The sequence below is a fragment of the Streptomyces sp. 12E genome (assembly GCF_055633275.1).
Genome location: NZ_JBVNCJ010000001.1, coordinates 6,429,765 through 6,449,085, shown reverse-complemented (window position 1 = coordinate 6,449,085; position 19,321 = coordinate 6,429,765). Strand labels below are relative to the sequence as shown.

Sequence of the window (19,321 nt, the reverse complement as noted above, 5' to 3'; positions counted from 1 at the left end):
GCCCGAAGCCGTGCCCGCCCGCTATCCGAGGTAGGCGAGGCCGGGGTGGACGGCGGTGTAGCCGTCGACGAGACGGCGGGCCACGTTCACGGAGTCGACGAGCGGATGCAGCGCGAACGCCTTGACGGCCGTCGCGCGGGAACCCGACCGGGCGGCGTCGAGCACCTCGCGCTCGACAGCCTTCACGGCGCAGACCAGACCGGTGGCGTGGCCGGGCAGCGGGTCGACGGAGACGGGGTGCGCGCCACTGGCGTCCACCAGACAGGGAACCTCGATGACGGCGTCCCCGTCCAGGGGTGACAGGGTGCCGCGGTTGCGGACGTTGAGGATCAGTGTGGCGCGTTCGTCGCGGGCGATCGCCCGCATCAGGGCGAGCGCCACGTCCTCGTAGCCGCCGGACAGGTCCTCCTCCTCCCGTTCGCCCGCTCCCGCCGTCTGCCGGTTCTCGGCCATGTAGGTGGCCTCGCGTTCGGCGCGGGTGCGGTTCCACAGCTCCAGGGCGGGGACGCCGGGCTCGGCCACCCCGGCGTAGAACCGTGCCTGCTGGTCGTGGAGGAACGCGCCCCGGGTCCGGTCCGCCTGCTGGTAGGCCCGCACGGCCTCACGGCTGAAGTAGTAGTAGTGCAGGTACTCGTTGGGGATCGCGCCCAGGGAGCGCAGCCAGTCGGCGCCGAAGAGCCTGCCCTCCTCGAAGGAGCCGAGCAGGACGGGGTCGGCGAGCAGGCGCGGGAGTTCGTCGCGGCCGGCGACCCGCAGACCGCGGACCCAGCCGAGGTGGTTGAGGCCGACGTAGTCGACCCACGCCTCCCCTGGCCGCGCGCCGAGCACCCGGGCGACGCGGCGGCCGAGGCCGACCGGTGAGTCGCAGATGCCGATGACGCGGTCGCCGAGGTGGCGGGACATGGCCTCGGTGACCAGTCCGGCGGGGTTGGTGAAGTTGATGACCCAGGCGTCGGGGGCGAGGCGGGCCACCCGCCGGGCGATGTCGACGGCGACGGGCACGGTGCGCAGACCGTAGGCGATGCCGCCCGCGCCGACCGTCTCCTGGCCGAGCACGCCCTCGGCGAGGGCGACCCGTTCGTCGTGCGCCCTGCCTTCGAGGCCGCCCACACGGATCGCGGAGAAGACGAACGCCGCGCCGCGCAGCGCCTCGTCGAGGTCGGTGGTGACGGTCACCTCGGGCGCGTCGGGCGCCCCGGCGGCCTGTTCGGCCAGCACCCGGGCGATCGCGCGCAACCGCCCGGCGTCCACGTCGTGCAGGACGACACGGGTCACCCGGCCCTCGGCGTGGTCCCCGAGCAGCGCCCCGTACACCAGCGGCACACGGAATCCCCCGCCGCCCAGAATCGTCAGTTTCACACCCGCACCTTCCCACCACGACGAACCGGGACGACCCTACTCGCGGCGCGACCGCGCCGGCTCCTCCCCGCCCGCCACCCGCGGATCAGCGACCGCCACGGGCCGGCAGGTGAACCCTGGCAGCGGAGGACGACGTCCACGAATCCCCTTGCCCGCATTCGCCTCGATCCGAGAACTGAACTCTCCACCTCTGCAAGTACTTTCCCGGTTACACCTCTTGACGGCGCCGGTGCCGCGGAGCACATTGGCGTCACTGTGAGAGCGCTCTCACGTGAGGTTCCGGGCTCTCGAGCACACCTCCCGCCACAGGCATCCGAACCCGAGAGGGCATCCCCACATGAGTGACACCTCCGGCACCCCCCGCACGCCCCGCAGACCCCGCCCGCTGCGGCGGGCGCTCCTCGCCGTCGCCGGCACGCTCGCCCTCGCGGCGGGCGCCGTCACCGCGGCCGGCTCGTCCGCGAACGCCTCCGCGCCGCCTCCGCCGTCGGGCTGGACCCAGCTCTTCGCCGACGACTTCGACGGTCCCGCGGGCAGCGGGGTCAACACCTCCAACTGGCGGTACGCGACCGGCAAGGGCTACCCGGGCGGCCCCGCCAACTGGGGCACCGGCGAGATCGAGACGATGACGTCCAACGCGGAGAACGTCTCCCTCGACGGCAACGGCAACCTGCGCATCACCCCGCGCCGCGACGCCTCCGGCAACTGGACCTCCGGCCGCATCGAGACCAACCGCACCGACTTCCAGCCCCCGGCCGGCGGCAAGCTCCGCGTCGAGGGCCGCATCCAGGTGCCGAACGTCACGGGGGCCGCCGCCAAGGGCTACTGGCCGGCGTTCTGGATGCTGGGCTCCCCCTACCGGGGCAACCACTGGAACTGGCCCGCCGTCGGCGAGCTGGACATCATGGAGAACACGCAGGGCAACAACACCGTGTTCGCCACCATGCACTGCGGCACCTCGCCGGGCGGCCCGTGCAACGAGACCAGCGGCATCGGCGGTTCGACCACCTGTCAGGGCACGACCTGTCAGGCCGGCTTCCACACGTACCGGATGGAGTGGGACCGCTCGACGAGCGTCGAGGAGATCCGCTTCTTCCTCGACGGCAACAACTTCCACACCGTACGGGAGAACCAGGTCGACGCGACGACCTGGGCGAACGCGACGAACCACGGCTACTTCATCATCCTGAACGTGGCGATGGGCGGCGGCTTCCCCGACGCCTTCGGCGGCGGTCCGGACGCGGGCACCCGGCCCGGGCACTCGATGCTCGTCGACTACGTGCAGGTGTTGGCCTCCGGCGGCGGAGAAGACCCGGGCGGCCCCGGCGCCCCCGGCAACCGCGACGCCTACGGCACCATCCAGGCCGAGTCCTACGACGGCCAGGGCGGCGTGATGACGGAGAACACCTCGGACTCCGGCGGCGGCCGGAACGTGGGCGCGCTGGCAGGCGGTGACTGGCTGCAGTTCAAGGGGGTCGCCTTCGGCTCGAACCCGGCCCGGCAGTTCTCCGCACGGGTGGCGAGCGGCGCCGGCGCCGGCGTCAGCGGGCTGGTCGAGGTGCGTCTGGACAGCCGGAGCAACGCGCCCGTCGGCAGCTTCGCCGTGGGCAACACGGGCGGCTGGCAGTCCTGGCGGACCGTCCCGGCGAACATCGGCGGCGTGACGGGCACCCACGACGTCTACCTGACCTTCACCAGCGGTCAGCCGTCGGACTTCGTGAACGTCAACTGGTTCACCTTCGGGCACTGATCCCACCCCCCACACCGGCCCTTCCGGCCGGGCAGGAGGGCTCCGCGCGCGCGTGGGGCCCTCTTTCGCATGCCCCGGCCGGAGATCGCATGGTCATGACGGTTCCGCGGTACCCGATGCCACGGGAGGAGGGCCGGACCGCCGGCTCCGAGGACACCCCGTCTGCCGGGAGTGGACCCGACACAGGAAAGGTCATACTTTTAAACATGAACACATGAAGGCATCGACGTTGCTTGAGCCGAGAACTTCTTGAAGTGATGCGGCGGGCCACCCGCCTCGCGCGGCGCCGTCCCGGCGACGCGGCCGCCGGGGAATCACCGGCCGCCGCGCACGGTTGCCATGACCACGAGAAAGAAGATGAGCACTGTGAGTGAAGCAACCGTGAGGGTCTTCTCCGGTGAGCGCCGGACGTCCGCCGAGGTGAAGGACCCGGCGGACAAGGACACCCTGGGTGGGGAGGCACCGGCCGCATCCGGCTCCGTACGCGGGGCGTCACCCTGCGACGAGGTGGTGCGGCAGCCGGCGAACGAGGGCGCCGCGACGTGCGAGGACGCCCGGCGCGAGCTGCTCGACGCGGTGACGAAGTCGCTCGACAGCAAGGGAGTTGACGCGGAATGACCGACGAGACGACCGAACCGACGACGGACGCCCCGGAGGAACGGGAGGAGACCCTCACCGCCCTCCCCGCGCCCCCGGCCGACTGGGCCAACCCGCTGCGCGACCCCCGGGACCGGCGCCTGCCCCGGGTGGCGGGCCCCTCCGGTCTCGTCATCTTCGGGGTCACCGGCGACCTGTCCCGCAAGAAGCTGATGCCGGCCGTGTACGACCTGGCCAACCGGGGCCTGCTGCCACCGGGCTTCTCGCTGGTGGGGTTCGCCCGCCGGGACTGGGAGGACCAGGACTTCGCCCAGGTGGTGCACGACGCCGTCAAGGAACACGCGCGGACCCCGTTCCGCGAGGAGGTCTGGCAGCAGCTCTCCGAGGGCATGCGGTTCGTGCCCGGCGACTTCGACGACGACCACGCGTTCGAACAACTGCGCAAGGCCGTCGACGAGCTGGACGCCTCCCGGGGCACCAGCGGCAACTACGCCTTCTACCTCTCCGTACCGCCGCGGTTCTTCCCGAAGGTCGTCCAGCAGCTGAGGAAGCACGGGCTGGCCGACGCCCCCGAGGGATCCTGGCGGCGCGCGGTGATCGAGAAACCGTTCGGGCACGACCTGAGGTCGGCCCGGGAGCTCAACGCGATCGTGCACGAGGTGTTCGAGCCGGAACAGGTCTTCCGCATCGACCACTACCTCGGCAAGGAGACCGTCCAGAACATCCTGGCGCTGCGCTTCGCCAACCAGATGTTCGAACCGGTCTGGAACCGGTCCTTCGTGGACCACGTGCAGATCACCATGGCGGAGGACATCGGCATCGGTGGCCGCGCGGGCTACTACGACGGCATCGGCGCAGCCCGTGACGTCATCCAGAACCACCTCCTGCAGCTGATGGCGCTCACCGCGATGGAGGAACCGGCCTCCTTCGACGCGGCCTCGCTGCTGACCGAGAAGCTGAAGGTGTTCCGGGCCGTGCGGCTCCCGGACGACCTGGGCCGGCACACGGTGCGCGGACAGTACGAGGGAGCCTGGCAGGGCGGCGCGAAGGTGCGCGGCTATCTGGAGGAGGAGGGCATCGACGCCTCCTCGAGGACCGACACCTACGCCGCGATCAAGCTCGGGGTGGACAACCGGCGCTGGGCGGGCGTCCCCTTCTACCTGCGCACCGGCAAGCGGCTCGGCCGCCGGGTCACCGAGATCGCGGTGGTCTTCCAGCGGGCTCCGCACTCCCCCTTCGACTCCACCGCCACCGAGGAGCTGGGGCAGAACGCGGTCGTCATCCGGGTCCAGCCGGACGAGGGCATGACGGTCCGGTTCGGCTCCAAGGTGCCGGGGACCTCGATGGAGCTGAGGGACGTGACCATGGACTTCGCCTACGGCGAGTCGTTCACCGAGTCCAGCCCGGAGGCGTACGAGCGGCTCATCCTGGACGTCCTGCTGGGGGACGCCAACCTGTTCCCCCGTCACCAGGAAGTGGAAGAGTCCTGGAGGATCCTCGACCCGATCGAGGAGTACTGGGCGGCGCACGGCCGGCCGGCGCGGTACACCTCGGGCAGCTGGGGGCCCGCGGAAGCCGACGAGATGCTCGCACGAGACGGACGGAGCTGGCGCAGGCCATGAAGATCGACCTGACCGACACCACGGCAAGCAAGGTCAACAAGGCGCTGGTGCGGGGCCGCCGTGCCCTCGGCACACCGGCCGTGGGCATGGTCCTGACGATGGTGATCGTCACGGACGAGGAGAACGCCTACGACTCGGTCAAGGCGGCCGAGGAGGCCTCGCACGAGCACCCCTCGCGCACCCTGGTCGTGATCAAGCGGCACGCCCGCAATCCGCGCGAGCGCACCCGCTCCCGGCTGGACGCCGAGGTCCGGGTCGGCTCGGAGGCGGGCACCGGGGAGACGGTGGTGCTGCGGACCTACGGCGAGGTGTCCGAGCACGCCGACTCGGTGGTGCTGCCGCTGCTGCTGCCGGACGCGCCGGTGGTGGTGTGGTGGCCGGCGGACGCGCCCGAGAACCCGGCGAAGGACCCGCTGGGCGCGCTGGGCCAGCGCAGGATCACCGACCTGTACGCGGTCGAGAACCCCATGGAGGTGCTCGAGGCCCACAGGCGCACCTACGCGCCCGGCGACACCGACCTCGCCTGGACCAGGCTGACGCTGTGGCGCTCCATGCTCGCGGCGGCGCTGGACCAGGCGCGGGCGACGGTGACCTCGGCGACCGTGGAGGCCGAGGCCGACAACCCGGCCGCCGAGCTGCTGGCGCGCTGGCTGGAGGCACGGCTGCGGGTCACCGTCGACCGGGTGGTGACCGCGGGGCCCGCCGTCACGGCGGTCCGGCTGGGCACCGCGGACGGCGAGGTCGTCATCGACCGTCCCGAGGGTCCGCTGGCCACGCTGACCCTGCCGGGGCAGCCCGCGCGCCGGCTGGCGCTGAAGGTCCGCGCCACCTCCGAACTCATCGCCGAGGAGCTCAGGCGCCTCGACGCGGACGAGATGTACGCCGTCGCCCTGCGCGGCGAGGCCACCGAGGAGATCCCCGCCCATGTCTGACGTCCCCGAGCCGACCCGGCGCTCCGAGTGGACCGCCCTGGAGAACCACCGCGCGGACGCGCTGCCGCAGCCGGACCTGCGCGAACTGTTCGCCGCCGACCCGTCCCGCGCGCAGCGGTACGTCGTGCGCGTGGGGGACCTGCGCATCGACTACTCCAAGCACCTCGTCAACGACGAGACGCTCGCCCTGCTGATCGAACTGGCCGAGGCCACCGATGTGTTCGGCCTGCGTGACGCCATGTTCCGTGGGGAGCGGATCAACACCACCGAGGACCGGGCCGTGCTGCACACCGCGCTCCGGGCGCCGCGGGACGCGGTGGTCGAGGCCGACGGGGAGAACGTCGTCCCGGCCGTGCACGCCGTCCTCGACAGGATGGCCGACTTCGCCGGCCGGATCCGCTCCGGCGAGTGGACCGGTCACACCGGCAAGCGCATCCGCAACGTCGTCAACATCGGCATCGGCGGCTCCGACCTCGGCCCCGCCATGGCGTACGAGGCGCTGCGCGCCTTCACCGACCGCGGCCTCACCGTCCGGTTCGTGTCGAACGTGGACGGCGCCGACCTGCACGAGGCCACCCGGGACCTGGACCCGGCCGAGACGCTGTTCATCGTCGCGTCCAAGACCTTCACCACCATCGAGACGGTCACCAACGCCACCTCGGCGCGCACCTGGCTGCTCGACGCCCTCGGTGACGAGAAGGCGGTCGCCAAGCACTTCGTCGCCCTGTCGACCAACGCCGGGAAGGTCGCCGAGTTCGGCATCGACACGGCGAACATGTTCGAGTTCTGGGACTGGGTCGGCGGCCGCTACTCCTACGACTCCGCGATCGGCCTGTCACTGATGATCGCCATCGGCCCGGACCGCTTCCGGGAGATGCTCGACGGGTTCCGGATCGTCGACGAGCACTTCGTCAACGCCCCCGCGGAGGCCAACGCCCCCTTGCTGATGGGCTTGCTGGGAGTCTGGTACAACAACTTCCTCGGCGCCCAGTCGCACGCCGTGCTGCCGTACTCGCACTACCTGTCGAAGTTCACCGCCTACCTCCAGCAGCTCGACATGGAGTCCAACGGCAAGTCGGTGGACCGCCAGGGCCGCCCCGTCACCTGGCAGACCGGGCCGGTGGTGTGGGGCACGCCGGGCACCAACGGGCAGCACGCCTACTACCAGTTGATCCACCAGGGGACGAAGCTCATCCCGGCCGACCTGATCGGCTTCGCCCGCCCGGCCGCCGAACTGAGCGACGCGCTCCGGGCGCAGCACGACCTGCTGATGGCCAATCTGTTCGCGCAGGGCCAGGCCCTCGCGTTCGGCAAGACCGCGGAGGAGGTGCGGGCGGAGGGCGTGCCCGAGGAGCAGGTGCCGCACCGCACCTTCCCGGGCAACCGTCCCACCACCACGATCCTGGCCACCGAGCTGACCCCCTCGGTGCTCGGCCAGCTGATCGCGCTGTACGAGCACAAGGTGTTCGTGCAGGGTGCGATCTGGAACATCGACTCCTTCGACCAGTGGGGCGTCGAACTCGGCAAGGTCCTCGCCAAACGGGTCGAGCCCGCCCTCAGCACAGGCGTCGACGTCCCCGGCCTCGACCCGTCCACGGCCGCGCTGGTGGCCGCCTACCGCGAACGCAGGAAGTGAACTGACATGCAGATCGGTCTCGTTGGGCTCGGCAAGATGGGCGGCAACATGCGCGAGCGCATCCGCAACGCCGGCCACACCGTCATCGGGTACGACACCAATCCCGAACTCTCCGACGTCGACCACCTGTCCGACCTGGTCGACCGGCTCGAGAGGCCGCGCGCGGTGTGGGTGATGGTGCCGGCCGGCGCCGTCACCCAGCACGTCGTCGACGAACTGGGGAGCCTGCTCGAGCCGGGTGACGTGGTCGTGGACGGCGGCAACTCCCGCTGGACGGACGACGAGAAGCACGCCGGGGAGCTGGCGGCCAAGGGCATCGGCTTCGTCGACGCGGGCGTCTCGGGCGGGGTGTGGGGCCTGAAGAACGGGTACGCCCTGATGGTCGGCGGCGACGAGGAGCACGTGGAGCGGCTGAAGCCGGTCTTCGACGCGCTCAAGCCGGAGGGTCCGTACGGCTACGTCCACGCGGGCAAGGTCGGCGCCGGGCACTTCGCGAAGATGGTCCACAACGGCATCGAGTACGCCATGATGCAGGCCTACGCCGAGGGCTGGGAGCTGCTGGAGAAGGTCGACTCGGTGGACAACGTCCGTGAGGTGTTCCGCTCCTGGCAGGAGGGCACCGTCATCCGCTCCTGGCTGCTCGACCTCGCGGTGCACGCCCTGGACGAGGACGAGCACCTGGACGGGCTCCGGGGTTTCGCGCAGGACTCCGGTGAGGGACGCTGGACCGTGGAGGCCGCCATCGACAACGCGGTCCCGCTGCCGGCGATCACCGCCTCGCTGTTCGCGCGGTTCGCCTCGCGCCAGGAGGACTCCCCGCAGATGAAGATGATCGCCGCGCTGCGCAAGCAGTTCGGCGGCCACGCCGTCGAGGCGGCGGAGAAGGCGTAACACCGGTGGGAGACCTGCTGCTGGCGCGGCACGGCGAGACGGAGTGGAGCAGAGCGGGCCGGCACACCGGCCGGACCGACCTCCCGCTGACTCCGGCCGGTGAGGCCCAGGCCGAATCCCTCGCTCCGCTCCTGGCGGGGCGGACCTTCGGGCTGGTCCTCACCAGCCCGCTGGTCCGCGCCCGGCGCACCGCCGGGCTGGCGGGGCTGACCGGGGCCGTGGAGGAGCCGGACCTTCGGGAGTGGGACTACGGCGGCTACGAGGGGATCACCACCGCGGACATCCGTCGCACCCGGCCGGGATGGGACCTGTGGACCGACGGGGTGCCGCCCGGCCGGGAGTTCCCCGGCGAGTCCCCGGAGCAGGTCGGCGAGCGCGCGGACCGGGTGCTGTCCCGGGTGGCCGGGGCGCTCGACGAGGGGGACGTGATGCTGGTGGCGCACGGCCATCTGCTCCGCGTCCTGACGGCCCGCCGACTGGGCCTGCCGCCGGCCGCCGGCCGGCTGTTCCGGCTGGAGACGGGCACCTTGAGCCGGCTGTCGCTGGAGCACGGCAACCCGGTCGTCGCGGAGTGGAACACCCGGCCGTGACCCGTGGGCCGGCCCTCCGGTGGGCCGCCGTCCCGTCCGCCCGGCCGGGGCCGTCGGCAGCGCGGTGACGGTGCTCCTCCGCCCGTGCGCGATGTCCACGGGCGGCCACCCGCCCTGCTCCCCGGGATCGCCGCGTCCGCCGTGGTCCACAGCGGACGCGAACGGTGTGCGGCCGTCCTTCCAGGGTGAGACGTCCCGACCAGGGGCCGGCTCCCGGGCGTGGCGATCGGCACGCGGACCGGCTCCGCGGCGGCCGGGTCCGCGGTCACGTCCGCCGCGCGGACCGCCGGGCCCGACGGCGACGACCGGACGGCGGTGGCCCTCTTCACGGCCGCGCCGTGCGCGCCCCCGGTCATCGCGGCGGTCACCGCCCGCGAGACCCGTCGCGTCCCCGCCGAACGGCTCGGGGGCCGCGCCGTCGAGGAGGGCGCGCGGCGGCCGGGGAAAACGACGGCCCGATCCGCTCGGAGGGCGTCCCCGACCGGTCAGGAATCGAGAAGCGCAGGTGAACACGGGCCGCCTAGCCTAGCCTTGCCGCGATGGGGACGCCGGCGGGAACCGCGCACGCGGTCCCCGCCCGACGGAGGAGAACGATGAGCATGGCCACGAGGACAGAGCAGCAGCCGGTCGAGCCGCACGCCGCCGACAGCCACGATCTGATCCGCGTGCACGGGGCGCGTGAGAACAACCTCAAGGACGTCAGCATCGAGATACCCAAGCGCCGGCTGACGGTGTTCACCGGCGTCTCCGGCTCGGGCAAGAGCTCCCTGGTGTTCGACACGATCGCCGCCGAGTCGCAGCGGCTGATCAACGAGACGTACAGCGCCTTCCTGCAGGGCTTCATGCCGAACCTGGCCCGCCCCGAGGTCGACGTCCTCGACGGTCTGACCACCGCCATCACCGTCGACCAGCAGCGGATGGGCTCCGATCCCCGCTCCACCGTCGGCACCGCCACCGACGCCAACGCGATGCTGCGCATCCTCTTCAGCCGGCTCGGCACGCCGCACATCGGCCCGCCCGCCGCGTACTCCTTCAACGTCGCCTCGGTCTCGGCGAGCGGCGGCTTCACCGTCGACCGCGGTACCGACAAGACCCGGACCGAGAAGGTCAGCTTCAGCCGCACCGGTGGCATGTGCACGCACTGCGAGGGCCGGGGCACCGTCTCCGACATCGACCTCACGCAGCTCTTCGACGACTCCAAATCGCTCTCCGAGGACCCCTTCACCATCCCCACCTACACCGGCGACGGCTGGGTGGTGCGGGTCATCACCGAGTCGGGCTTCTTCGACAAGGACAAGCCGATCCGCGAGTACACCAAGAAGGAGCGGCACGACTTCCTCCACCGCGAGCCGACCAAGGTGAAGATCAACGGGGTCAACCTCACCTACGAGGGACTGATCCCGAAGATCCAGAAGTCGTTCCTGTCCAAGGACCGCGAGTCGATGCAGCCGCACATCCGGGCCTTCGTGGACCGGGCGGTCACCTTCACCGAGTGCCCCGAGTGCGACGGCACCCGGCTCAGCGAACTGGCCCGCTCCTCGCGGATCGGCGAGCTGAACATCGCCGACGCCTGCGCCATGGAGATCCGCGACCTGGCCGAATGGGTCCGCGGGCTCGAGGAGCCGTCGGTGGCGCCGCTGCTGGCCAAGCTCCTGCACACCCTCGACTCGTTCGTGGAGATCGGCCTCGGCTACCTCTCGCTCGACCGGGCCTCGGGCACGCTCTCCGGCGGTGAGGCGCAGCGCACCAAGATGATCCGCCACCTCGGCTCCTCGCTCACCGACGTCACCTACGTCTTCGACGAACCCTCGATCGGCCTGCACCCGCACGACATCCAGCGGATGAACAACCTGCTGCTGCGGCTGCGGGACAAGGGCAACACGGTGCTGGTGGTGGAGCACAAGCCGGAGACGATCGCCATCGCCGACCACGTCGTGGACCTCGGCCCCGGCGCCGGCACGGCGGGCGGCACCGTCTGCTTCGAGGGCACCGTCGACGGCCTGCGGGCGAGCGACACCGTCACCGGCCGCCACCTCGACGACCGGGCCAGGCTCAAGGAGACGGTCCGCGAGGCCACCGGTGCGCTGGAGATCCGCGGCGCGAACGCCAACAACCTCCAGGACGTCGACGTCGACATACCGCTCGGCGTGCTCTGCGTCGTCACCGGCGTCGCCGGCTCCGGCAAGAGCTCCCTCGTCCACGGCTCCGTCCGGGCCGAGGGCGTGGTCTCGGTGGACCAGGCCCCGATCCGCGGCTCGCGCCGCAGCAACCCGGCGACGTACACGGGACTGCTCGACCCGATCCGCAAGGCGTTCGCCAAGGCCAACGGCGTCAAGCCGGCCCTGTTCAGCGCCAACTCCGAGGGCGCCTGCCCCGCCTGCAACGGCGCCGGCGTCATCTACACCGACCTGGCGATCATGCAGAGCGTGGCCACGGCCTGCGAGGACTGCGGGGGCAAGCGGTTCGACGCCTCGGTGCTCGAGTACCGCTTCGGCGGCCGGGACATCAGCGAGGTGCTCGCGATGTCGGTGACCGAGGCCGAGGAGTTCTTCCGCGAGGGCGAGGCGCGGCTTCCGGCCGCGCACCGGATCGTGGAGCGGATGGCGGACGTCGGGCTCGGCTACCTCACCCTCGGCCAGCCGCTCACCACGCTGTCCGGCGGCGAGCGGCAGCGACTGAAGCTGGCCGTCCACATGGCCGACAAGGGCGGGGTCTACGTCCTCGACGAGCCGACCACCGGTCTGCACCTCGCCGACGTGGAACAGCTGCTCGGTCTGCTCGACCGGCTCGTGGACTCCGGGAAGTCGGTCATCGTCATCGAGCACCACCAGGCGGTCATGGCGCACGCCGACTGGATCGTCGACCTCGGCCCCGGCGCCGGTCACGACGGCGGCCGGGTCGTCTTCGAGGGCACCCCCGCCGACCTGGTCGCCGCCCGCTCCACCCTCACGGGTGAGCACCTCGCCCAGTACGTCGGCGCCTGAGGCGCTCGCCGTGCGCGCCGGGGCGCCGTCCTACGCCCCGGCGCGGCGCGGGATGCCGTACGCCCGTTCCACCCGCAGTCGCAGCACCAGGCGCCGGTCGCGGACCATCGCGGCGCGGTAGGCGTCCCAGTCGGCGTGCTCGCCGTTGACGTCGCGGTACAGCCGGATCAGTTCCTCGACCGTCCCGTCGTACGGGTCACCGGCGACGGGCGACAGGTCGGCGGTGCCCTCGGCGACCGTGTAGGCCCACCGGTCGTCACTGGTGACGTGGTAGGAGGCGCGGGGGTCGCGCCGCAGGTTGCGGGTCTTGGCCCGGTCGTCGGTGAGCGAGACGCGGATGACCCGCTCGTCGGGGTAGTAAGCGTGCATGACGTTCGACAGCTGGGGCCGTCCGTCACGTTTCAGGGTGACGAGCACCCCGCCGTGCCGCTCGGAGAGCAGGGCGAGCAGTGCGTTCTGTTCGGCGTCCTGGGTCATGACTCGTTCAACGGCCCGCACCGGGCCGGCGTTCCCCGGAGGAGAGCGATGGCAGTGCTGCGGCAAGAGGCCGATCCCGCCGAGGCCGGGCTGGACGCGGGGGCGCTGGAGCGCCTGGACCGGCACTTCGCCCGTCTGGTCGACGAGGGGAGGCTGCCCGGGTTCCTGGTGGCCGTCGCCCGGGGCGGGCGCGTCGCGCACCTCACGGCGTACGGGGCGCGGGACGTGGCGGCGGGGCTGCCCGTGGAGGGCGACACGCTGTGGCGGATCTACTCCATGACCAAGCCGGTGACGGCCGTCGCCGCGCTCATGCTGATGGAGGAGGGCCGCCTGTCGCTGGACGACCCGGTCGGCCGCCACCTGCCGGCGTTCGCGCGCCCACGCGTGTACGAGAGCGGGTCGGGCGACGGGGTGCGGACCCGCCCTCCCGCCGGCCCCCTCCTCGTACGGCACCTGATGACGCACACCGCCGGTCTGACGTTCGCCTTCTACCACTCCCACCCCGTCGACGCGCTGTACCGCGCGGCCGGTCTCGATTCGTCGGTGGCGCCCGGCGCGGACCTCGCGGGGACGACGGAGGTGTACGCGCGGCTGCCGCTGCAGTTCGATCCGGGCACGCAGTGGAACTACTCGGTCGCCTCGAACGTGCTGGGGCGGATCGTCGAGGTCGTGTCGGGCCGGCCGCTCGACGTGTTCCTCGCCGAGCGGATCTTCCGTCCGCTCGGAATGACGGACGCCGGGTTCGAGGTCACCGACGAGCAGGCGGAGCGGCTCGCGGAGATGTACGGGGAGTCCGACGACGGCGGCATCGAGCCGATCGCGGGACTCCCGCTGCGGGGCCGGCCCCGGTTCCTGTCCGGCAGCGGCGGCATGGTGGCCTCCGCCCACGACTACCACCGCTTCATGGAGCTGCTGCGCCGGCGCGGCGAACTCGACGGCATACGCCTGCTCTCCCCGGCGACCGTGGACCTGATGACCCGCAACCACCTCCCCGGCGGCGCCGACCTGCGCGCCTTCGGCAGCCGCCCCGCACACGACGTGCCCGGCAACGACGGCGTCGGCTTCGGCCTCGGCGTCTCCGTCGTCGTCGACCCGTCGCGCACGCAGGCCCCGTCCGCTGCCGGCAGCTACGGCTGGAGCGGGGTGGCCACGACCACGTTCTGGGTCGACCCGGGCCGCGACCTGACCGTGCAGTTCCACACGCAGGTGCGGCCCAGGTCGTCCCACACCGTCTTCCGGGACCTCAAGCGGCTGGTGCACGAGGCGGTGACGGGCTGACCGGCGTCAGGACAGGTGGGCGACCGCGTCCAGGTGGGGCAGGTGGTGGTCGAGGCGTTCCCGCTTGGTCCGCAGGTAGGTGATGTTGTTCTCGCACGGCGGTATCAGCAGCGGCACCTGCTCGGCGACCCGGACGCCGTGCCGGACCAACGCCTCGTGCTTGCGCGGGTTGTTGGACATCAGCCGCACCGAGCGTACGCCCAGGTCCTGGAGGATCCCGGCGGCGACGCCGTAGTCGCGGGCGTCCACCGGGAACCCGAGCGCCAGGTTCGCCTCGACGGTGTCCAGCCCCTCCGCCTGCAGGGCCATCGCCCGCAGCTTGCCGAGGAGCCCGATGCCGCGGCCCTCGTGTCCCCTCAAGTAGACGATCACGCCCGCCCCTTCGGCGACGACCGCGCGCAGCGCCGACGCCAGCTGGTCGCCGCACTCGCAGTGCCGGGACCCGAAGGCGTCCCCGGTCAGGCACTCCGAGTGCAGCCGGGTGAGGACGCCGTCCGCGCCGATGTCGCCGTACACCAGGGCGACCTGCTCGTCACCGCGGTCGTGGTCCAGGTATCCGACCGCCTGGAACGTGCCGTACACGGTGGGCAGCGGCGCGTTCACGACGCGTTCCACGCCGGTCCGCCGCGAGGGCTTCTCGCCGAGTACGCCTACTTTTTCTGTCATGATTCCCGAGTTCCTAAGCAGAGACGAAAGGCCGTGACGATATGGGTGGTTCGCAAAAGCGGTCGGCGGCATACGGCCCGGTGCACGGTCTGTTGCCGGCGGATACACATGAGGATGTACGCAAGCGGGGAGCCGGCGTCTCACGGCAGATCGCGGTACTTCCGGTCGGAAGTTTCGAACAGCACGGCCCGTTCCTGCCGTTGGCGACCGACACGCTGGTCGCCTGTGCGATCGCGCGGGAGATCGCCGACGCCCACCCGGTGCACCTCCTCCCCCCGGTGACGATCTCCTGCTCCCACGAGCACGCGGCCTGGCCGGGGACCGTCTCCCTCTCCTCCGTCACGCTTCACGCGGTGATACGGGACATCGCCGACTCGCTCCGCAGGTCGGGCGTGGACACCCTGGTGCTGGTCAACGGGCACGGCGGGAACTACGTCCTGGGCAACGTCGTTCAGGAGGCCTCCGCCCGCGGCGAGCGGATGGCGCTGTTCCCGGCCCCGGAGGACTGGGAGACGGCGCGGGTGCGGGCCGGCGTCGCCACGTCCCTCCTCACCGACATGCACGCGGGCGAGATCGAGACCTCCGTTCTTCTCCACACCCATCCCGAATCGCTCCGTCCCGGTTACGAGACCTCCGATCACGTCGCGGACGACCGCCGTCATCTCCTCACCACCGGTATGTCCGCCTACACCGATTCCGGCGTCATCGGCCGCCCTTCCCTGGGCACGGCGGAAAAGGGCAGGGAAATCCTGGCGAGCCTGGCGGATTCGTTCGCCGCGTATTTCTCGCTGCTGACGTCGACGGACGGCGCCCCTTCCGGCCCGTCCGGACCTTCCAGCCCGTCCGGCGTCTGAGGACGAGGCCGAAGGCCGGCCGGGGGTCCGGGGGCTTTGCCCCCGGGGACGGGAAGGGAAGGGGCGGCGGGGGCGAAAGCACCACGTCCGCCACCCCGCACCCCCGCGTACCACCGGCCGACCAGCACCACCACACCCGGCAGGCTGGCCACCAGACTGAGCACCCCGTAGACGACCGCGACGGTCAGCCCTCTCCCCGCCCCGAGCCCCGCCGCCCCGAACGCCCAGGCGGTGACCCCCTCCCGGGGCCCCCACCCGCCCACGTTCAACGGCAGCCCCATGGCCAGCAGCGCCAGCACGGCCAGCGGCAGCAGCTCCGCCACGGACGCGCCCGCTCCGGCGACACGGGCGGCGAGGACGAACATGGCGACGTACCCGGCCAGTACGACCACGGACGAGACGAGGACGCCGGGCGCGTTGTGACGCGAGAACACCCCCTCACGCGCCTCGGCCGGCATCCCGCGCCCGGCCCTCCGCCGCCCCGGCGCCCGATTCATCCGCACCGCCAGCACCACCGCACAGGCCCCCACCGCGCCGAGCCCGGCCACCGGTGCGGCCTGCCGCACTTCGTCGAGCACCGGCGACGGCATGCTCACCAGCACCACCGCCCCCGCGGCGAACAGCGCGAGCTGCCCGGCGGTCCGCTCCAGCACCACCGCCCGCACCCCCCGTCCCAGGTCCCCGGCGCTCTGCCCGTGCCGTACGGCCCGGTGGACGTCGCCCCACACGCCCCCGGGCAGCGCCGCGTTGAGGAACAGGGCACGGTAGTAGTCCGCGACGGCCGCCCCCAGCGGCAGCCGGATCCCGATCCCCCGGGCGACCAGCGCCCAGCGCCACGCGCTGAACACGGTGGTCACCAGTCCGATCCCGAGTCCCGCGAGCAGCGCCGGCCCGTCGATGCGGCGCAGTCCCTCCAGCAGGACCCCGGTGTCGAGGCGCCACAGCAAGGCCGCGAGGATCGCGACGCCGCCGAGCGTGCCGAGCCGGGTGCGCACGGCAGGGGTGCCGAGCCGGGCGAGAGCGCCGCGCGGCCGCGTGCTCATGCGGCCCCGTCCATCGGCCGGCACAGCGCGAGCAGGTCACTGTGGTGGACGACGACCCGCAGCTCCCCCGCCGCGCACGCCTCCAGCCGCTCGGTCAGGTAACCGTCGGCACGCGAGGCCAGTTCCGGCCGCTCCTCCACCGCCGCGCCGACCCAGCCCCGCAGCCACTGCTCGGTCAGCGCGGCCTGCCCGGGGCCGAGCCGCCAGGGGCTCGGGGCGATCCGTACGGTCGCGCCGTGCTCGGCGAAGACCTCGGCGGCGACCGTGACCGCGTCCGGGCCGAGCAGCCCGTCCCGGCGCTGATGGGCGTCGAAGGCCTCCGCGATCTCCCGGTCCAGCGGGTGCGGTCCGGTCAGCTCCACCCGTCCGGCCACCGACAGCGTCAGCAGGGCCGGGCAGCCGGCTCCCGTGCAGGCGGCGGCGAGGGCGGCGACCTCCTCGCGGGTGAGGACGTCGAGCAGCGCGGACGCCGTCACCAGGGAGGCGCCGTCCAGCGCGTCCGGGGTGAGCCGGGCGACGTCGCCGCGCCGGGTCTCGGCGGTGACGTGGCTGCCGTCGGCGGCGGAGCGCGGGGAGGCGGCGGCCGCGAAGTGCAGGAGGTAGGGGTCCCGGTCGTGCAGGACCCAGTGCTGGGCGCCGTCGAGGCGGGGGGCGAGCCAGCGGCCCATCGAGCCGGTGCCGCAGCCGATGTCGTGGACGACGAGTCCGTCGGCCCGGCGCGGCGCATCGGCGAGCCGGATGCGCAGCGGGTCGAGCAGGTCGTACGAGCGGGCGGCGGCGTCGGCCGGTTCGCGCAGCTGGAGCCACTCGGGGGCGTAGCGGGCGGGTTCGTCGTCGCCGGTGTCCCGCAGCCGCAGGGTGGCCCGCTCGCCGGGGCGGGGCGCGGGGCCTGCGCCGGGGATGACGTCCCGGTGGCCGGACCGGTCCGGGACCGTCCCGCCGTGCCGGGTGGTGCCCGCCGGGACCGTCCCGCCCTGCCGGGTGGTGGCTGCCGGTTTCGTCATGCGGCCCTCCGGGGCTCGGTGGGAAGCCGGCGCAGTACCGCCGCCAGGCTCTGCGCGGTGCTCGCCCAGCCGCCGAGCGCGGCCCGCCGGCTGCGTGCGGCGGCCTTGAGCCGGCGCCGCACGTCCGCCTCGCCGAACCAGCCGCGCAGTTCGGCGGCGATGGCGGCGGGGTCCTCCGGCGGGACGAGGATGCCGGGCACTCCCCCGTCGGGGGCGCGGCCGACCGCCTCGGGCAGCCCGCCGACGTCGGTCGCCAGCACCGGGATGCCGCGCGCCAGCGCCTCGGTGACCGCCATGCCGTACGTCTCCGCGTACGAGGTGAGCACCATGAGGTCGGCGGCGGCGTAGCTCGCGTCGAGTGCGGCGCCGGACTGCGGGCCGGTCAGGTCCACCCTGTCCTCGAGGCCGTGTTCGCTGATGAGCCCGCGCAGGTGGGCGACGTACTCGGGGTCCTGCCCGAGCCCGCCGACGAGTGCGCAGCTCCACGGCAGGTCGGCCACCGCGGCCAGTGCCTCCACGAGCCTGTGCTGTCCCTTGCGCGGGGTCACGGCGGCCACGCACAACAGCCGCGAGACGCCGTCGGTGCCGGGCGCGAGGGGCGCGATGTCGGCGCCGGGGGCGGCGGCGTGGACGCGGTCGGGGGCCAGGCCGTGGTGGGACACCAGGCGCCGTACGGCCCAGTCGCTGGTGGCGATCACGGCGGGCACCGCCCGCAGCACCGCGCGCTCGCGGGCGTCCAGTCCGGCGGCGACGGCCGCGTCGAGCCCGGTCTCGTCACCGAGCGGCAGGTGCACCAGGACGGCCATGCGCAACCGCCCCTCCTCCGCCTGGGGGACGACGATCTCGGGCACCCCGCAGGCGACCAGTCCGTCGAGCAGGACGACGGCGCCGTCCGGCAGTTCGCGCAGGGTGCGGGCGAGTTCCGCGCGGGCGGCGGCGTCCGGCCGGGGCCAGTCACCGGCCACGGCGTGCCGGTGCGCCTGCCAGCCGAAGCCGGGCAGGTCCAGGCAGACGCGCCGGTCGTAGGCGTTGCCGCCACTGGGCGCGGCCGGGTCGTCGACGCCTCCCGGCATCACGAAGTGCACGGAGCGCAGCGACATGGGGATGATCCCGCCCTTCCTCGGAAAGGCCGCCTGCGCCGGAACGTAGTCCAGGCGGGTGGTGCCGGCCCGGCCGTCGGTCCCGTCGGTCCCGTCGATGACCGTGCCGGGCATGTCGATCGTCGTGTCGGTCACAGCGCACGCTCGTAACCCGCCCAGGCGATGTGCGACTCGTGCAGGGTGACGGCTATCTTCGCGATGCCCTTGGCGCCCTCTCCCAGGGCGCCCCTGTGGATGCGTTCGGCGAGCCGGTCGGCGATGACCTTGGCCAGGTACTCCGTGGAGGTGTTGACCCCCGCGAAGTCGGGTTCGTTGTCGAGGTTGCGGTAGTTCAGCTCCCCGACGACGGCCCCGAGTTCCTGCGTGGCCAGGCCGATGTCGACGACGATGTTGTCCTCGTCCAGCTGTTCGCGCCGGAAGGTGGCGTCCACGAGGAACGTGGCCCCGTGCAGGCGCTGGGCCGGTCCGAAGACCTCGCCGTGGAAGCTGTGGGCGATCATGATGTGATCGCGGACGGTGATGCTGAACAACGGACGAC

The 19,321-nt window shown here is 72.6% G+C and carries 16 protein-coding genes and 1 pseudogene; 10 read left to right on the top strand and 7 right to left on the bottom strand.

The window, feature by feature from the left end:
* Nucleotides 1–21: 21 nt before the first annotated feature.
* Entirely contained in the window at nt 22–1,359 is a 1,338-nt protein-coding gene (locus tag ACZ8ZB_RS29615; protein WP_470740675.1) for a 6-phospho-beta-glucosidase, read from the bottom strand.
* Between the two features lie 337 nt (nt 1,360–1,696).
* On the opposite strand from ACZ8ZB_RS29615, the gene ACZ8ZB_RS29610 reads away from it, so the two are divergent.
* The 8 genes from ACZ8ZB_RS29610 (at nt 1,697) to ACZ8ZB_RS29575 (ending at nt 12,361) form a co-directional block, all read left to right on the top strand.
* On the top strand, nt 1,697–3,109 hold the full coding sequence (locus ACZ8ZB_RS29610) for a glycoside hydrolase family 16 protein (RefSeq protein WP_470740674.1): 1,413 nt from the start codon (nt 1,697–1,699) through the stop codon (nt 3,107–3,109).
* A 366-nt stretch (nt 3,110–3,475) separates the two neighbouring features.
* A complete protein-coding gene (locus ACZ8ZB_RS29605; RefSeq protein WP_470740673.1) occupies nt 3,476–3,727 on the top strand; it encodes a hypothetical protein in 252 nt (83 codons plus the stop codon).
* The gene (gene zwf, locus ACZ8ZB_RS29600; RefSeq protein ID WP_470740672.1) at nt 3,724–5,328 is read left to right on the top strand and encodes a glucose-6-phosphate dehydrogenase; all 1,605 of its coding nucleotides are present in this window, start codon (nt 3,724–3,726) and stop codon (nt 5,326–5,328) included. The genes ACZ8ZB_RS29605 and zwf overlap by 4 nt, the downstream gene beginning before the upstream one ends.
* On the top strand, nt 5,325–6,260 hold the full coding sequence (gene opcA, locus ACZ8ZB_RS29595) for a glucose-6-phosphate dehydrogenase assembly protein OpcA (RefSeq protein WP_470740671.1): 936 nt from the start codon (nt 5,325–5,327) through the stop codon (nt 6,258–6,260). The genes zwf and opcA overlap by 4 nt, the downstream gene beginning before the upstream one ends.
* Nucleotides 6,253–7,896: a glucose-6-phosphate isomerase gene (gene pgi, locus ACZ8ZB_RS29590; protein WP_470740670.1), complete on the top strand. Its 1,644-nt coding sequence runs from the start codon at nt 6,253–6,255 to the stop codon at nt 7,894–7,896. The genes opcA and pgi overlap by 8 nt, the downstream gene beginning before the upstream one ends.
* A 6-nt stretch (nt 7,897–7,902) precedes the next feature.
* Nucleotides 7,903–8,787 (top strand): phosphogluconate dehydrogenase (NAD(+)-dependent, decarboxylating), encoded by an 885-nt coding sequence (gene gnd / locus ACZ8ZB_RS29585; RefSeq protein ID WP_470740669.1) that lies wholly within the window; start codon nt 7,903–7,905, stop codon nt 8,785–8,787.
* Nucleotides 8,788–8,792: 5 nt separating this feature from the next.
* On the top strand, nt 8,793–9,377 hold the full coding sequence (locus tag ACZ8ZB_RS29580) for a histidine phosphatase family protein (protein WP_470740668.1): 585 nt from the start codon (nt 8,793–8,795) through the stop codon (nt 9,375–9,377).
* A 593-nt stretch (nt 9,378–9,970) separates the two neighbouring features.
* Nucleotides 9,971–12,361, top strand: a complete 2,391-nt coding sequence (locus ACZ8ZB_RS29575) for an ATP-binding cassette domain-containing protein (RefSeq protein WP_470740667.1) — start codon at nt 9,971–9,973, stop codon at nt 12,359–12,361.
* A gap of 30 nt (nt 12,362–12,391) precedes the next feature.
* Here ACZ8ZB_RS29575 and ACZ8ZB_RS29570 read toward each other — a convergent pair whose 3' ends face one another.
* Complete coding sequence (locus ACZ8ZB_RS29570) at nt 12,392–12,838, bottom strand: PPOX class F420-dependent oxidoreductase (protein ID WP_470740666.1); 447 nt, start codon at nt 12,836–12,838, stop codon at nt 12,392–12,394.
* Nucleotides 12,839–12,886: 48 nt separating this feature from the next.
* Between ACZ8ZB_RS29570 and ACZ8ZB_RS29565 the strand changes: the two genes are divergently transcribed.
* Nucleotides 12,887–14,116: a serine hydrolase domain-containing protein gene (locus ACZ8ZB_RS29565; RefSeq protein ID WP_470740665.1), complete on the top strand. Its 1,230-nt coding sequence runs from the start codon at nt 12,887–12,889 to the stop codon at nt 14,114–14,116.
* 6 nt (nt 14,117–14,122) lie between these two features.
* Here the strand turns inward: ACZ8ZB_RS29565 and ribA are convergent, their stop codons facing one another.
* Entirely contained in the window at nt 14,123–14,782 is a 660-nt protein-coding gene (ribA, locus tag ACZ8ZB_RS29560) for a GTP cyclohydrolase II (protein ID WP_470740664.1), read from the bottom strand.
* 41 nt (nt 14,783–14,823) lie between these two features.
* On the opposite strand from ribA, the gene ACZ8ZB_RS29555 reads away from it, so the two are divergent.
* Nucleotides 14,824–15,636 carry a creatininase family protein gene (locus ACZ8ZB_RS29555; RefSeq protein ID WP_470740663.1) on the top strand — a complete coding sequence of 271 codons (813 nt, stop codon included), beginning with the start codon at nt 14,824–14,826 and terminating at the stop codon, nt 15,634–15,636.
* 197 nt (nt 15,637–15,833) lie between these two features.
* Here the strand turns inward: ACZ8ZB_RS29555 and ACZ8ZB_RS29550 are convergent.
* The 4 genes and pseudogenes from ACZ8ZB_RS29550 to ACZ8ZB_RS29535 all read right to left on the bottom strand — a co-directional run.
* A pseudogene (locus ACZ8ZB_RS29550) lies at nt 15,834–16,679 on the bottom strand (lysylphosphatidylglycerol synthase transmembrane domain-containing protein); the annotation flags it as partial.
* A complete protein-coding gene (locus ACZ8ZB_RS29545; RefSeq protein ID WP_470740662.1) occupies nt 16,676–17,683 on the bottom strand; it encodes a methyltransferase domain-containing protein in 1,008 nt (335 codons plus the stop codon). The pseudogene ACZ8ZB_RS29550 and the gene ACZ8ZB_RS29545, both read right to left, overlap by 4 nt.
* A complete protein-coding gene (locus ACZ8ZB_RS29540; protein WP_470740661.1) occupies nt 17,680–18,918 on the bottom strand; it encodes a glycosyltransferase family 4 protein in 1,239 nt (412 codons plus the stop codon). The genes ACZ8ZB_RS29545 and ACZ8ZB_RS29540 overlap by 4 nt, the downstream gene beginning before the upstream one ends.
* Entirely contained in the window at nt 18,915–19,313 is a 399-nt protein-coding gene (locus ACZ8ZB_RS29535; protein ID WP_470740660.1) for a 6-pyruvoyl trahydropterin synthase family protein, read from the bottom strand. The genes ACZ8ZB_RS29540 and ACZ8ZB_RS29535 overlap by 4 nt, the downstream gene beginning before the upstream one ends.
* Nucleotides 19,314–19,321 lie beyond the last annotated feature (8 nt).